Source organism: Kordiimonas sp. (assembly GCF_965216265.1).
Classification (GTDB): domain Bacteria; phylum Pseudomonadota; class Alphaproteobacteria; order Sphingomonadales; family Kordiimonadaceae; genus Kordiimonas.
Genome location: NZ_OZ244153.1, coordinates 2,255,781 through 2,269,912, shown reverse-complemented (window position 1 = coordinate 2,269,912; position 14,132 = coordinate 2,255,781). Strand labels below are relative to the sequence as shown.

General features: G+C 51.6%; 13 protein-coding genes. 6 read left to right on the top strand and 7 right to left on the bottom strand.

Annotated elements, in window-relative coordinates; translation table 11 throughout:
- Window positions 1–171 precede the first annotated feature (171 nt).
- Window positions 172–2,715 (top strand): tyrosine-type recombinase/integrase, encoded by a 2,544-nt coding sequence (locus ACOOGA_RS10495; RefSeq protein ID WP_420428630.1) that lies wholly within the window; start codon window positions 172–174, stop codon window positions 2,713–2,715.
- A gap of 1,035 nt (window positions 2,716–3,750) precedes the next feature.
- On the opposite strand, the gene ACOOGA_RS10490 is transcribed toward ACOOGA_RS10495, so the two are convergent.
- Complete coding sequence (locus tag ACOOGA_RS10490) at window positions 3,751–4,824, bottom strand: IS110 family transposase (RefSeq protein WP_420428628.1); 1,074 nt, start codon at window positions 4,822–4,824, stop codon at window positions 3,751–3,753.
- A gap of 285 nt (window positions 4,825–5,109) precedes the next feature.
- Here ACOOGA_RS10490 and ACOOGA_RS10485 point away from each other — a divergent pair, with 285 nt between their 5' ends.
- Both ACOOGA_RS10485 and ACOOGA_RS10480 read left to right on the top strand, forming a co-directional pair.
- Window positions 5,110–5,451 carry a hypothetical protein gene (locus ACOOGA_RS10485; protein WP_420428626.1) on the top strand — a complete coding sequence of 114 codons (342 nt, stop codon included), beginning with the start codon at window positions 5,110–5,112 and terminating at the stop codon, window positions 5,449–5,451.
- Between the two features lie 116 nt (window positions 5,452–5,567).
- Entirely contained in the window at window positions 5,568–5,924 is a 357-nt protein-coding gene (locus ACOOGA_RS10480) for a hypothetical protein (protein WP_420428624.1), read from the top strand.
- A gap of 429 nt (window positions 5,925–6,353) precedes the next feature.
- Here the strand turns inward: ACOOGA_RS10480 and ACOOGA_RS10475 are convergent, their stop codons facing one another.
- Window positions 6,354–7,625, bottom strand: a complete 1,272-nt coding sequence (locus ACOOGA_RS10475) for a type II toxin-antitoxin system HipA family toxin (protein WP_420428622.1) — start codon at window positions 7,623–7,625, stop codon at window positions 6,354–6,356.
- A complete protein-coding gene (locus ACOOGA_RS10470; protein WP_420428620.1) occupies window positions 7,622–7,999 on the bottom strand; it encodes a helix-turn-helix transcriptional regulator in 378 nt (125 codons plus the stop codon). Before ACOOGA_RS10470 ends, ACOOGA_RS10475 begins: the two co-directional genes overlap by 4 nt.
- 878 nt (window positions 8,000–8,877) lie before the next feature.
- Here ACOOGA_RS10470 and ACOOGA_RS10465 point away from each other — a divergent pair.
- On the top strand, window positions 8,878–9,345 hold the full coding sequence (locus ACOOGA_RS10465) for a nuclear transport factor 2 family protein (RefSeq protein WP_417459494.1): 468 nt from the start codon (window positions 8,878–8,880) through the stop codon (window positions 9,343–9,345).
- A 66-nt stretch (window positions 9,346–9,411) separates the two neighbouring features.
- Here ACOOGA_RS10465 and ACOOGA_RS10460 read toward each other — a convergent pair whose 3' ends face one another.
- The 3 genes from ACOOGA_RS10460 to ACOOGA_RS10450 all read right to left on the bottom strand — a co-directional run bounded on the left by ACOOGA_RS10460 (window position 9,412) and on the right by ACOOGA_RS10450 (window position 11,517).
- Window positions 9,412–10,395 carry an alpha/beta hydrolase gene (locus ACOOGA_RS10460; protein WP_420428618.1) on the bottom strand — a complete coding sequence of 328 codons (984 nt, stop codon included), beginning with the start codon at window positions 10,393–10,395 and terminating at the stop codon, window positions 9,412–9,414.
- Between the two features lie 199 nt (window positions 10,396–10,594).
- Window positions 10,595–11,083: a GNAT family N-acetyltransferase gene (locus ACOOGA_RS10455; protein ID WP_417459492.1), complete on the bottom strand. Its 489-nt coding sequence runs from the start codon at window positions 11,081–11,083 to the stop codon at window positions 10,595–10,597.
- 20 nt (window positions 11,084–11,103) lie between these two features.
- Window positions 11,104–11,517: a VOC family protein gene (locus ACOOGA_RS10450; RefSeq protein ID WP_417459491.1), complete on the bottom strand. Its 414-nt coding sequence runs from the start codon at window positions 11,515–11,517 to the stop codon at window positions 11,104–11,106.
- A gap of 195 nt (window positions 11,518–11,712) precedes the next feature.
- On the opposite strand from ACOOGA_RS10450, the gene ACOOGA_RS10445 reads away from it, so the two are divergent.
- A complete protein-coding gene (locus tag ACOOGA_RS10445; protein ID WP_417459490.1) occupies window positions 11,713–12,552 on the top strand; it encodes a 3-keto-disaccharide hydrolase in 840 nt (279 codons plus the stop codon).
- A 58-nt stretch (window positions 12,553–12,610) separates the two neighbouring features.
- Window positions 12,611–13,753 carry a THUMP domain-containing class I SAM-dependent RNA methyltransferase gene (locus ACOOGA_RS10440; protein WP_417459489.1) on the top strand — a complete coding sequence of 381 codons (1,143 nt, stop codon included), beginning with the start codon at window positions 12,611–12,613 and terminating at the stop codon, window positions 13,751–13,753.
- Window positions 13,754–13,765: 12 nt separating this feature from the next.
- Here the strand turns inward: ACOOGA_RS10440 and ACOOGA_RS10435 are convergent, their stop codons facing one another.
- Entirely contained in the window at window positions 13,766–14,125 is a 360-nt protein-coding gene (locus ACOOGA_RS10435) for a VOC family protein (RefSeq protein ID WP_417459488.1), read from the bottom strand.
- Window positions 14,126–14,132: the final 7 nt, after the last annotated feature.

Below are 14,132 nucleotides of genomic sequence, written 5' to 3'. Positions count from 1 at the left end.
AATGATGAGCGATGGGCTCAACAATGTGCCGCGGTTCATTCTTGGGAAAGTATTTTTCAGGCTAACCTAGAACTCATCTCAAATGGTCAGGAGCTGGATTCCGAAAAGCTTGTATACCTAATCATATACTCGGCCGCGACGCGTAGCGCGGTGTACGCCCCGGCAAACCTCATGGCACTATATACCTTGCTGCTCTCGGAAAGACCCTTTTTAGAGTTACTTGGAGATAGATCCTATCTTGAACTAAAAACGCGAACCCGTAACGGATTCCATAATCTCCGGATCAATGGTGAGCCCTATATTTATCAGCGGGTCTCACTAGATGTCTTGACGCTGCAACTCGTCTATATCTTTTCCCGAAAGAAAAATAGGCTTCAAGAACGCACCCCAAATTCTCTCTACTTTTCTTTTAGACAGTATCTATTGCAGGATGAGAACCAATATTTTCTATTTCCACACTTCAATGATTTCTGTGAGACAGCGCGCTGGTTGACCTACACCTACGTTGACCGTTCCTTGAGCCACACCCTGAGCGACACTACCCGTGGACTAGTACCCAGCTTTTGCGCGGATCGACAATCTTTTGTTAACCTAGATCTATATCCAGCGGCGATCGATTTTTCGCAATCCTCTCGATTGTCGGCCTATGAACTCACCGAGCCAGTTGTCGATAGCAAGAAACCTCTCAAATCGGCAGACCTGGAACAACTATACAAAAAGCTGTTAAGCACCTTGAACGCGGCAGAAAGTCCGCGGGTAGCGGTTGGGCATCTACTAGCTTTACTGGATGACCCTGAAAAAATTTGGCCCACGTCAACAGACCTTCTGATTAGATGGTTGTGCGTCAAACTTCAAAGCTCGATTAATGTCGCCTCAGCCTACAGTTATTTGTCTACAATATGGTCACCATGGTCCAAGTCATTCGGATACGATGACATATTTGAGATGGACGCAAGCGAGTTGCACACCAAACTCCATCAAACATTGTCTTTAGCTAAAACTGATGAGCACTGTGAAACACTCCGGGACCACCTCCGCAATATCTACACCTATGGCTTTACTCATCATGACCTTGCGACAAGCGAAGAGTTGCTTCCCTTCCTAAAGTCGCAGATTCAGGCGGGTTTTGTACGTACCTCTACGCTGGATTATCGGTACTTCCAGTTACTATTGTGTACTCTCGATACTCTACCCTACGACAAGTTATTTATAACCCAACTCAAACTGATAACCATTATAGCATATAGATGTGGGCTTCGACTGGGAGAGATTCTAAAGCTACAGATTTGCAATATCGATCCATTGTCTGAGTGGGCTGGTCACACGCGTGCCAACAGGTTCGGTAAAAATAAAACACCCTACTCACTTCGCTGGTTTTATCCGCAGAATATGCTCTCAGAAGAAGAATTTGCACTGTTTCGCCAATACTATCGCCGCACAGCCGTATATACGCCCCCCAAAGGCCTATTATTTGGCTTCAGGGGCGCTGACCTTAAGATAAGTAGCTCCGCGGTGAGCAAAATTATCGGAACTGGGTTGAAGCAAACCACGCGAAACTCTGAGGCTGTTTTCTATTCGCTGCGTCATAGCTTTGCCACTGCCATAGCATTCATCCTTGAGGGAGAACATGGGCTAGCACGACAGTTTACTGGACACACACAGGGCAGAATCCAGAATATTGCCCGTTTTTTTTCAGCACATGCGGGGCAACGCCGGGATAGTTACAAACATTTAGCACGTGCAATGGGACACACGGCGCCCAATCAAACTCATCTCACCTACAACCACAGCACAAGCGATATAATATACGAGAAGCTCAACAGAGCGGTTTGGAGACAGCCTCTTGTTCATACTCTTCTAAAAAAGTGCTTTCAATTCCGAACCAACCAACTAAGAGACCTGTCCCACGCAGACATTCAGCGCCGGCTAGCTACGCGGCATTCACACCTTTATAATGCTATAGTTCCGGCTGAAGCCAACACGGAATGGAGAAGCAAGCCCAATCTCAGCTGCGACTTCGAGGTTCCTTTTGCGGTGTACGAATGTGCCTTGAGGCATATTGCAAACAACAGCCCACTTTCTCTGGTGTCGACGGAATTTGGCATCCCTCTTCCAGACCTTGAGAGGATAGCAAGAAACGCTAAACGCCTGCTTTCAGAAAAAACTGGTCACGGATACAAATTTCATAATCAGGAATGGGATGAAGGTAAGGCTTTGTCCTGTTTTAACCCACCTACACCAAGAAGCCCAAAGGCGCAGGCTCTGTCGCATTACATATGTGACATACTCCAGACGAAATTTGAATGTGGCGACAACACGCAAGTTTTAGAGTGGTGTCACGCTGTACTTAAAGGCTTCATTTACTCGCGCTCCGACCTCAGAGTGAAATCCATCGAGAGCTTCAAACTTATCACTAGCCTAGTAGCAGAGTTGCTTCCAAATCACCGCTGGTCGGGTACTATAATAGTCAGTGAAGGACCATGCTTGGACGAAAGGCTTCGCGCCCACACATGTCAAAATCGTTGGATTGAAAACGTCAAAGATTTTGATAACATTGCCCCCCCGACGATACAGAAAATTAAGAAAGCCGCTGCGAATCCTGAAGGGGTCATGTTTCTAACGGTCTCACATAGTGCGGAGGCCGAAGCTGCTCGGACATGTGGTATACGAGCATTGGTATATGCTGCATTTATGACGCAATGTGTTCTAGCCTAGAAGCGTCAGGAAGACTTTGCCTTTCCAAGTGCGCCAGAACAGAACAACGGCAATAGCAATAAATGTTTCACCACTAACTGGGTCGCTTCGATACGAGAGTGTGTGCTGCAACTCGGGGCTTTATATCCTCATGCCAACGGAACTCGCTCGGCACACCGCGCTCCACTCTTACGGGTCAAAGGTGAGCTCGAGACGGTAAAGTTCAGCACAATGGTCTAGCTTGCGCGCGATCAATGTTGAAATCCAGACACAGCCGCGTAGCAAAAATTCTTCCCTAGATATTGAGGGCTTTTCCAATGGTGTGGCGGAAAAGTACCCTCCTTCTATTGTCCTCACTCTGGCGACATCAACTGCATTGGCAGAATTTAGCCTGTAAGTGTAAATTTGACAGTAACATGAACCTGAACCAAGGTTGAGATGATGCGTACAGCCCCCCCCCAAACGCGCGCTCGATAGTTTAGTAGCCGAAATAAACTCACCCGGTACAGGCGCCTAACGCAAACCACGGTGAGGAACACGATCGTTCCAGACGCCAGATATCACGTTAGCAAAGTCATCAGCCAAACCGATACGGAGTGGCTTGTTCGATTGTTCATGCTCCGGGCTACCGCCGAACAGATCATGGGTAGTGTCCGAGTGGTATGATTTCCTCGTCCGCTCCACCCGGAACTTGCCAGCGCCAGTCGTTTCAAAAAGGCACGAACAGATATCGGCGCTCACCCAGCAGAAGATATTATGAGGAAGGCAGCATACGGACTTCCTGCGTAAGCTGTTGGATTTGATAACGCAGCTAATCAATGGTGACCAAAACAGCTAACTTCTATTCTCGTTTCCATCTCGCATGTGATGCAATTTTAGTCGACGGTCCCGGAATGTTAGCGCTGACATGAACATTCAAGCGGCACTATACAATGTGCACCCTTGTCGAGGTCAAGCCCGTCAACATCCATGACGGTGTGGAGGTTATGGCTCGGTTGGTAAACCTAACTGCAATATTGGCGATCTGAGCATTATTATCAACGATTGCCTATCTTTTCAGTACAAGAAGCATTTCTGGTGTTCAAATGGCCTGGAGAAATTCACTGAGGCAAAATCCTGTACACTTTTGCGGTTTTTAAGCATGAAATACACAAGGCACAGCAGCTTTCGGGCGGCCGCCGTGCGTGCCTTGCGGTAACCCTTGCGACCCTTGATGCGCTCGTAGAACTCCCTCAGGCTCTCGTTTTGGCAAAACACCCGGTTAACGGCCATGATGATTGCAGAGCGAGCCCGGCTGTCACCCGTTCTGGTTATTGCGCCGGCCCGGAACTTACCAAACTTCCTGTTCGGGATGGGTTCGCCGGCTGATATCCGCGTACGAGGTGCAATACCAAAATAAGCGACCAATGATTTGGCGCTGGGGAAGTCGTCAATATTGTCGATGTATGCCAAAAGCGTTGCGACTGTAACCGGGCCAAAGCCTGGCAAAGCTGACAGTGCCGAATTCCCCTCAAACAGCTCACTTGCTGCTATCGCTTGTTTGTCCAGTTCATTGATATCCGCTCGCAGGGTTTCCATATGCCGGTTAAGGGCTCGCCAAGCCGCAGCATCGCCGAACTCCAGCTTCTCAGGGTCCACTAACCCGCGCCAGTTAAGGTGGCGGACTTTGGATGGTGGAAAATTAAATCCATTACGAGCCGCAACTACGTTTAGGAGGTTCATTGTTCTAACGCGGGTCATCACCAGAAGGTCACGCGCGGCGAGAATGGACCGAAGCTGCTGGGACGCTTCTGATCGGAATCGGGAAAGCGGAAGAATTCCCTTTTCAAGCCCATACGCGAGTAGAGCGGCATCATTTGCATCGGTCTTTTTGATGGATTGGGAAACCAAATTATTTCGAGCGGCATCTACCGACACGATTTCTCTGACCCTTGGACCAACCGCCTTTACAAACCGACGAGAAATACCCACGGCTTCAACTGCCACACGGTCGACACAGGAGAGTGTGCCTAGAAACGCGTCCATGCCATCAGCCGAGTTGTCAAACTTTCTTGTGACCTGGTCATCTTCACTTCGCCTGTAACACACTGTGAAATCACGTTTATGCAGGTCTACACCAATAATGGTCATTGATTTCTCCTCACGTAAAAGATTGGTTGGCTGACCATACGAACGGACGAGTTGTCTCACGGGTGGATCCGGCGACGCATTTTTCAGCTAAAAGATCTGTCGGCATTTTAAGTCCAATGGAGGTTACAGCCTTTTTGCGTCCCCCAACGCTTTTGTCGAGCGCCTTGCGGGGCAGCCAACCAAGTCTATTCTATCAAAAATCGTCATGACTGTGCTTATAGTCTGGTCCGCTGGTATCCAATGTTTAGAAATGGTACCATCTGTAGTTCGCTGAGGAGGTGCGAAATGAAATACACCCTAGTTACCTTCGTATGTATTGCTGGCCTGTTTCAGGCAGGTTGCCCCGCGACCGCAAGCGGACACGCAGAAAAATCAATAAGCAACACATCTCTTGCTTTTGGCTTCTCGAAGGCCCAATGTGTACAGCATATTCTCGCCTACAGAGGCGCCATTTCACATCTTGAGAACCGACTAAAAAAAAGCCCGGAAGCAATTACTTACATTAGTTCTACTGGCAAAAAAGTCATTGTTGAGAACCGTTTTCGCAAGCAAATACAATACAATCAAAATGTATTGACCGCAGGTTTATCTGCCAAGTTGAACTACTGCAGAAGCGCCGCAAGCTAGTCAGCGCCAAAAAGCCAAGACAATTGTAGTTTCCCACCATATGCTTTCCCTTGCAACATTTATGGGTCATAGCAGAGGCGTAAGGGCGCTCATGGCCCAAGGGGGGGGAACTAGCCATGCGCACCATCATCGCCACAACTGCTTTGCTGCTTTCGATTTCAACACCTTGTTTCAGTGTTACTAGCACTACCGAACAGATAAATACCCGCATTCAGCGCCTAGAGGCCGAAGTATCGCAGCTCAAGAAAGAGAACACCGCGTTATCGGATCGGCTTTCTGAGTTGCAAGAACTCGTCACCGAAAGGCTCCTTCCACTCGCTATCACCGCAACATCAGGACAAGGTACCTGCATGGAGAAAATTGAGAGTTTGGAGAAAAAGCGTGACGACCTCAAAAAGCTTGGACTGCAAGATCGTCATCCCGACGTTGAACGGATCGCTGCGCAAATACATGCGGTGTCCAGCGACTGCTAGAGCAGCAATACACGCTGATAAGCCACGTTCTCATCACGATCGGAATCCGGTTTCAGTCAGTAAACGCCGCCGGGATCTTTACTGCTTTCTGTGCTGTCATCTCGTTAGGTGTCAGAGCGGCCACAGATGAGTGGTTGGATTTCTATGCACCGACTCAAGGCTGCCAAAAACAGTGAAGAAAAATTAGACAAAGGACCATATACAGAGTGTTGGTGATGGAAATAGAAATCCGCCAAGAAAACGCAAAATTGCCTGCATTGATAAGCGCGGCGGCCTCGGCTTCACTCAACCATGTGATGATCGGTTCAGGTGTATATGGTCTTTTTCGATCCATGCGATTTCATCCTATTCAAGGTCTGAATAAGGTGAAGCCCTCTCCCACAAAATGGATCACTTCAAAAGGGGCAGGTCATAGATGCCGCAGGTTGACTATGGTTCCGGTGAGAAACCTACAACGGCATAGCGTTCTTTCAGTGCATAATCCATCTGGTCATGCTCAATGGCACGGGCATAATAGCGACACTCGGATCCACTCATTCCCATCATTTCCATAATAGGGCGCCACTGATCCCGGATGATCTGAGCCATGTGGTGGACCATGGTTACTGCCTCGTCGACCTCCCACGCGAAAAAGGCAGCATTGTCAAACAGAAGTTCCAACGATGCTTCATTGCTCGATCCTGGTGCGATGGCTGTTTCCAGATGCGCAGCTCTCTCAGGTTGAGGGTTCACATCAAACATTGGCGACAGACGCCAGTGATTGTCTCGGTCCTGCATAAGAAATCCATGATTTTTCATATGATCATCGTGGTTAGACAGCAGTATCGTATAGGCGACCCTGCGGAAAAGCTCACGAGCATCACGGCGAAAGTCCATACTGAATGTACCCATCGCCTCCAGGAGATCGAGATAGGAATGGCCCACGGCCATGTCACTGCCCAGCATGGTCTGGCCGGAGATATAATGACGCCGTCCACCTCGGGCATCACGATCGAAGCGGCGAAGAAGTGTTACCGGTAACGGCCCGTGCTTTCCCTCCAGTTGGAAATGTGCTGTGTTAATGCCAACCTTCTTGCCCAAAAGCAGTGTACCAGCCTCCGCCCTTTCCACCGGCTTTGTATCCAGCACAGAAGTGTACTTTGCGAGCCACAGACTCCCATCGTCGTCAATCACATCGGACTTCGGCCTGGCCCCGCCAAGGCCGCTACCAGCGACACCACGCAGCTTTTCGCTGCCCACATCGGGGTTGCGCTCAATTTCCTCAATGACAGCCCTGATGTCCGTGACCCGATTGATGCGGGGAATTTCATGATCCTTGAAGGATACATAGCGACTATCACCTTCGAGTTTGAAACGCAGAGCACCCTGGCGGGTGAGATCGTTGATCTCTGTCAGATAGTCGAACTCCGTACAATAGCGCCCCAGGCTCTTTCGAATCAGATCGCGGCCCCAGCTGTCTGGACAAGCATCTTGCACGGGCGAGGGAAAGCAAATGCCACCGTCCCGGTTTTTGCTATTGTAGTACTCTGCAATAGAGAAGGGCATGTGAGGTGCGATAGGAAACCCCGTCGGACTAGCCATCCAGGCGGGGTTATAGACGAACTTGCTGAATTCCCGCGGACCGTCCGTCGTATAGTGAAGATCGCCAACCCTTGTAGGATCGGTCGCTACATAGACGCCCAGTTTTTGGGTGCTGCTCATAATGTCAGATAACCGTCTTCGTCCAGTTCGGCTCCAGGATCGTCCTTCTGAACAATCGACTTTTTCTTGCGAACACGTTTCGGTAATTGCTCCTTGCGAATTGTATCACCAATCGGGTCCTTGGATGACATGTCGAGAATGCTGCCTAATTGGCTTAACTCCTGTAGGACAAGCAAGGCGCCCGCGACGTTACCAACGGCCACACCGGGTTTGCCGGCTTCAATGGCAAGCACAGTCCTTTCGGACACCTGCATGCGTTCAGCTAGGTCGGCGACGGTCATTTTGCGCTGGATGCGGGCAACCCTGATGTTTTCGCCAAGTTTCGCCAGTGTGCGTTGGACAGAAATGGGAAACTTTCGTGTTTTCTTGTTCATATTATAAATTCATTATTTTGCATTTTAAAAAATATAACATGTACTAAAATGCATTACAAATTAGAATATAGTAAAAATTTGGTTCTTCTATATTCTCTCTCTTGCCTTAAGAGGAACTCATTTTACCTCGCCACCGCACAGCACCCTACGCCCAAAAGAAGATTTCTGCTAAGTAGGTGAAGGTCGTTCCCCAAAAAAGGGGTAAACACCAGGTCGAACCATCCACAACAGCCTGGAGACGCTGGTGACCAGACTCTTCATGAGAAGAGGTAAAATTGAATGTCACCGCACTTATCTAAAATCAGCACAATACTGTCGCAGAGTTAATTGAAAAAATTCAAATTTTTGTCGAACTAATTATTCAAAGAAATATCGGGAAATTTCTGCATCTTTTTGAGACCAAAAATGCACCACAACTCATCCAAATGAGTAAACCCACACCAAATCAGTTGATGTTAATTTGATTAATTGCACTCCATATAATTAAAATATTTCAGCCACTTATGAAGCGACAAGCTGTTTTTTGTGCATTAGCGTCATTTAATATCTAAGCGCTTAACAAGCTTCAGGTGCTAGTGTCCGTATGGACGTGGAGGTTCGAGTCCTCTTCTGGGCACCAATCAAAAACCCGCCTTAACTGGCGGGTTTTGTGTTTTTGGCCTCCCCTTGTCCCGCCTGAGTGAAGCTCATGCACCAAATTACGAGAGCAGGGATCACCGGTTAATAAACTAAGGTTCCATTGTGCTCTCCGGAAGCTATGTGCCCTTTTAGCCACCGGGGAAGGTGGCTCCTTAGTCACTGCTATACAGGGTCAGGCGTTTTCCGGGAGCCAGAGTGCTGGCTTCTCAACAGTTCAACACGTCAGGAGCCCTAGACCCATGAAACGACGCTTTTTACCCCTCGCGGCCTCAGCCCTTGCCGCGGTATTCACAACTGCCAGCCAGTCAGACGAACAAACCCAGGAAGCCCGTGAACAAGCCAATCTGGAAAAAGCTGTTTATTGCATGGAAGTGTTGGAGGTTGAATTTGACCTCGAGACCGCAGGGCGCGAATGTTTTGGCAATACCTATATCCAGCATTCCCCCCACGTGCCGGACGGCAAGGAAGGCGTTCTGGGCTATTTTGCAAAACGGTTTGAAAAATTCCCCAACGCCAAAATGGACATCAAGCGCGCATCTGCGGACGGTGATCTGGTTTGGATTCACCTGCATTTTCAGCGCACGCCCGACGTTCGCGGCAATGCGGTTATCCATATTTTCAGGATGGAAGGCGGGAAATTTGTCGAGCACTGGGGCGTCGGGCAACCGGTACCGGAAAGCTCCGTTCACGGCAACTCAATATTCTAAGCGGGGCAAGGTGAGAAATGGCGGTCCTTCTCGAGCATGCCGCCAACTCCCTAACCGCCTGGCGCTTCAGGTCTTCAGCAGGAAACGCGTCGCTGCTTTATAAAGCGCGTCGCGGCCGGTCTCCAGATGCATCAGGTGGGTTGCTTTAGGGATTTTAACGTCCCTGACCTCGGGTGAGTTTTGAAGCGCACGCTTGAGCCATGCCACGTCACCGTCGTTGCACACGCTATCCCACGCGCCGCGCACAATCAGTGTGGTCGCGGTTATGCGAGCGGGGTCATAAGGCATATTACCCGACCATGCGCTCATCAGGTCTGCAACCGGGCCATTTGGCGTTTTGACGGATGCGGGCGTGCGCAAAGCGCTCGTTTTATCTGCCTTCAGGTAGAGCGCCGCCCATACCGGGAAATCATCCTCTATCAGTACCTGCGCTTCACCCTCTGGCACGTCTTCCATAAAACGTGTCTTCTGCTCCTCCACTGTAATGAAGCGCCAGGGCCCAAGCGGCGGAACACCGTCCAAGGTCTTGCGCTGCGCGACAGGGCCAAAAAGCACAAGCCGGTCCACCAGCTCAGGGTAGTCGCCTGCAAACTTTCCTGCCGCTATCGTGCCCCATGAATGCGCAATGATCGACACCTTGGCGGCCCCTGTGTTGTCCATGATCGCCCGCACCGCGCGCTCAATCTGGTGCGCAGCCTCCGGCGCACGGCCAAGCGGCGCCCCTTCGGGCGGCGTGTCATGCATCATCTCGCTATAGCGTTCCGAGCGGCCATAGCCTGCAAAATCAAGCGCCCAGACTGAGAAGCCTGCACCATTCAGCGCGTCCGCCCATGAGCGGCCGTCAAAGCGGAAAAAAATCGAATTCTCAGCCGGAAATGTCGCCCCGTGGATATAAAGCACCGGTGTGCCCCGCACCTCGCCCGCGCTTTGCACCATGAGCGCAAGCCCGGGTTGGCCAGGCTGGCCAGCTGTGGCTGGTGCACCCCGCAGGTTGAATGATTGAAGTTCTGTCTCTGCCACGGCAGCTGATCCTCCCCAAAATACTGTCATGACTGAAAATAAAACGGTGCTCATTCTTTTAAGCATGTGGCCTCCGGCGTGTTGAACGATGGACAGGGTTGACGGTGCACCACAGGTATCACCGGCCGCCTTATCAATGGTTCGATAAAGACCGAAGTATGCTTGGAAAGTTACTGTGAGCTTTGGACATGTGGAACCACAAGAGAGCCGCAGGGCAGATCACCAGACCCTAAAGCTGTTTTTCAAAGCGCCAGATATCAAGCGGAAAGATACCACCGGATACCTCTGGCACATTGAGCTCAATGGTCTCGACACCCACGCGCACCCAGCCAGCTTTCTCATAAAACCGAGATGCCTGCTCGTTCCCGATCCCGCAGGCGAGCCAGGCCGTTTTATGGCCTTGGGCTGCGATACGCGCTTCCGCGTCCTGCGTCAGTTTGGCGGCAAGACCTGTGCCCCGCGCATCGCGGGAAACATACAGCTGGTGTAATTCATCCCCGCTGATCGTGGCAAAACCGAGCGGCGCACCAATGGGCCCAGAAACCCGTGTTTCTGAAAGCATAGGGGCAAGGCGCGTGCGAAAACTTTCAAGCGTTCTGTGCCGCGCCAGCTCAGGCGGCAGGATACCCAAGTGTGCATCCTGCCATCCGCTGAACCAAATCTGGGCCAGCGCGTCTATATCTGCCGTTTCCGGCTGTCGGAGGGGTAAAGTTTTCATGTGTACGCCCTTTTACCCCATCACCGCAGTAGGGGGTTTACGTGCTCAGCCTCAAGGCCACCACTGCCGTAAGGGCGGGTGAGAATCTCAAGCAAATGACCGTCCGGGTCAGGGAAATAAACACCGCGGCCATCATCCCAGTGATTGATCTCCCCCGGGTGTTTTTTGAACGGGTCAGCCCATATGGGCAACTCGAGCGCCTGAATGCGGCCGAAAATATCGTCAAACTCCGCCTCACTGACCTGAAAGGCAAAATGCCGGGAGGTAATTTCCTCATCGGTTTCAATGAAGTCGAGCGATGTATCCCCCACTTGCACCACGGCAAAAGGGCCAAGGTTTTTATGGGAGGCAAGACCTAGCAGGCTTGTATAAAATTTGGCGGATGCTGTTTTATCGCTGGCATGAATGATGGTGTGATTAAGCGTAACGGTCATCAAAAGCTCCAATAAGTGATCTGCCTAGCCTGAAATTTTCATACCACCGGCTGCACCATGCCACCAGAGCGATCACGCACTGTTGAAACCAGCGCGACCTGCCGTGCACCAAGCCATCAGCCGCGAATGAGGACAGGTATGATGGCAAGGCCTGATACTTGTGGTATTGCATCATAGATGTGGGGAGGAAATACCATGGCTAACACCGGAAAATTGCTCGCATTTTCACGCACTGTCTGGGCACATGCGCCGCTCGGGTTGGCGCTGGTTCTGGGCTCGGTTCTGGGCTCGCTTCTGGCCGCACAAAATACCGCTGCTCACGCAGACGACGCTGGCTGGCAGGCGCTCTTTAACGGGAAAGACCTGTCTGGCTGGCAAATGAAGTTTGCGGGGCGTCCGCTTGGCGAGAACTATAAAAATACCTTCCGAGTTGAAGACGGTGTTATCCGCGCAAACTATGATGACTATCAGGCCTTTGAAGGACGCTTTGGCCACCTTTTCTGGCAAACGCCCTATTCAAACTATCGCCTGCGTTTCGAATACCGGTTTACGGGACACCAGACAGCGGGCGCGCCAGGGTGGGCGTTTCGCAACAGCGGTGTCATGGTGCACGCACAAGCGCCCGAAAGCATGACGACCGATCAGGACTTTCCTGTCTCGATCGAGGTGCAGCTGTTGGGGCAGCAAGGCAGTGACGCACGGCCAACGGGCAATGTGTGCACGCCCGGCACCCATATCCACATTGATGGGAAGCTGGTGAAAGACCATTGCATCACCTCCCGCGCGGGCACCCACACAGGCGATGATTGGGTGCATGCAGAAGTGGTGGTGAGGGGTGGCGCGCTTATCCAGCACCTTATCAACGGGGAGCTGGTAATGGAATACAGCCACCCGCAATATGACCTGCTTGAGCCGGATACCCGGAACCTCAAGCCCGCTTTAGCGGACCTAAGCCAAGGTTACATCGCGTTTCAGGCGGAGAGCCACCCGGTTGAATTCAGGAATATATATCTGAAACTGCTTGATACAGAATAGATGAGGGCCCCCGCATCAAACTATCGACGGGGCTGCGGAAAGCGAGTACCTATGCGCCATGACAACAGACACACCCACAAAGAGTGAGCCGCTTGAGATATTCCTCGCCACCGTGCCGGGGCTTGAAACTGCCCTGCAGCGCGAGGCGCACAGCAAAGGCTTCAAAAACGCCAAATCCACGCCGGGCGGTGTAACCGTCACCGGCGGGTGGCCTGAGGTATGGCGCGCAAACCTTGAACTGAGGGGCACCAGCAAAGTGCTGGTGCGGCTCGGCAGCTTTCGGGTGCAGCATTTGGCCAAGCTTGATAAACGCGCGCGCGCTTTCCCGTGGGGCGAGACGCTCAGCGCAGATGTGCCGGTGCGGGTGGATGTAACGTGCAAAAAATCCCGCATCTATCATGACAAGGCTGCCGCAGAACGCATTGAAAAAGCGATCCGTGCGTCACTGGGGGTGGAAATCTCAACTGAAGCCAACGTATGTATCAAGGCGCGCATATTTGACGATATGTGCACCATCAGCGTGGATACGTCTGGCGAGTTGTTGCACAAACGCGGCCACAAGGAAGCGGTGAACAAAGCGCCGATGCGCGAAAATCTGGCCGCGCTTCTGTTGATGGAATGCGGTTTCACAGGTGGTGAGCCAGTGGTAGACCCCATGTGTGGCTCTGGCACCTTTGTGATTGAAGCGGCGGAAATGGCGCTGGGCCTCACGCCCGGCCGCAGCCGAGATTTTGCTTTTGAACAACTGAAAACCTTTGATGCCAAGGCGTGGCAAACCATGAAAGCCAACAGCATCTTGGATGATGCCACAAGTGATGTGCGCTTCTTTGGTTTTGACCGGGATTCAGGCGCCATCAAGATGAGCACCGCGAATGCGGAGCGCGCGGGTGTTATGGGCATGACAGCCTTCTCCCGCCAGAGCATCAGCGAGCTTGCCTGCCCTGAAGGCGAGGCAGGCCTCGTGATCATCAACCCACCCTATGGTGCGCGTATTGGCGATGTGAAAAAACTTACCTCGCTATACAGCTCATTAGGGGCAACGCTTGCGGCCCGCTTTGGCGGTTGGCGCGTGGGGCTTGTGACCAACTCGCGTGAGCTTGCGAAAGCAACCGGCCTGCGGTTTGGCAAAAATACCACCGCGTTTTCACACGGTGGCATTCCGGTAAAGCTATATAAAACGCAGCCGTTACCCTTTAGCTAGAGGCCGCAGCCCCTACTCTGCTTCGTGGCACACAAATTCAACCAACCGGCCATCCGGGTCACGAAGATAGCCCGCGTAATAATTCGGGTGAATATGAGCCGCGAGCGCAGGCGCGCGGTCAAGCGTCAACCCGGTTTTTGAAGCGCCTTCATAGATCAGGTCTACTGTGGCGCGGTCGGGCGCGCGAAAGGCATAGTGCACGTCTGTGGACGGTGTGCCTTCAAGCACAAAAAAATCAAGCGATATGCCGTCCCCAAATCCCTTTGCCGGGCCGTCCACCGTTTGGCTGTAGCCCAGCGGCGCAAGCGTGGTTTTATAAAACGCCACTGTGGCTGTGAGGTCGCTTGTTTTGATTTCCAGATGATCGATCATTCTTGCT

Bases quoted from the DNA above. Each gene is read 5' to 3' on its own strand.
- ACOOGA_RS10440 (WP_417459489.1), top strand. From the start codon at position 12,611: ATGACAACAGACACACCCACAAAGAGTGAGCCGCTTGAGATATTCCTC.
- ACOOGA_RS10435 (WP_417459488.1), bottom strand. From the start codon at position 14,125: ATGATCGATCATCTGGAAATCAAAACAAGCGACCTCACAGCCACAGTG.
- ACOOGA_RS10495 (WP_420428630.1), top strand. From the start codon at position 172: ATGGCACTATATACCTTGCTGCTCTCGGAAAGACCCTTTTTAGAGTTA.
- ACOOGA_RS10490 (WP_420428628.1), bottom strand. From the start codon at position 4,824: ATGACCATTATTGGTGTAGACCTGCATAAACGTGATTTCACAGTGTGT.
- ACOOGA_RS10445 (WP_417459490.1), top strand. From the start codon at position 11,713: ATGGCTAACACCGGAAAATTGCTCGCATTTTCACGCACTGTCTGGGCA.
- ACOOGA_RS10485 (WP_420428626.1), top strand. From the start codon at position 5,110: ATGAAATACACCCTAGTTACCTTCGTATGTATTGCTGGCCTGTTTCAG.
- ACOOGA_RS10455 (WP_417459492.1), bottom strand. From the start codon at position 11,083: ATGAAAACTTTACCCCTCCGACAGCCGGAAACGGCAGATATAGACGCG.
- ACOOGA_RS10460 (WP_420428618.1), bottom strand. From the start codon at position 10,395: ATGACAGTATTTTGGGGAGGATCAGCTGCCGTGGCAGAGACAGAACTT.
- ACOOGA_RS10480 (WP_420428624.1), top strand. From the start codon at position 5,568: ATGCGCACCATCATCGCCACAACTGCTTTGCTGCTTTCGATTTCAACA.
- ACOOGA_RS10470 (WP_420428620.1), bottom strand. From the start codon at position 7,999: ATGAACAAGAAAACACGAAAGTTTCCCATTTCTGTCCAACGCACACTG.
- ACOOGA_RS10475 (WP_420428622.1), bottom strand. From the start codon at position 7,625: ATGAGCAGCACCCAAAAACTGGGCGTCTATGTAGCGACCGATCCTACA.
- ACOOGA_RS10465 (WP_417459494.1), top strand. From the start codon at position 8,878: ATGAAACGACGCTTTTTACCCCTCGCGGCCTCAGCCCTTGCCGCGGTA.
- ACOOGA_RS10450 (WP_417459491.1), bottom strand. From the start codon at position 11,517: ATGACCGTTACGCTTAATCACACCATCATTCATGCCAGCGATAAAACA.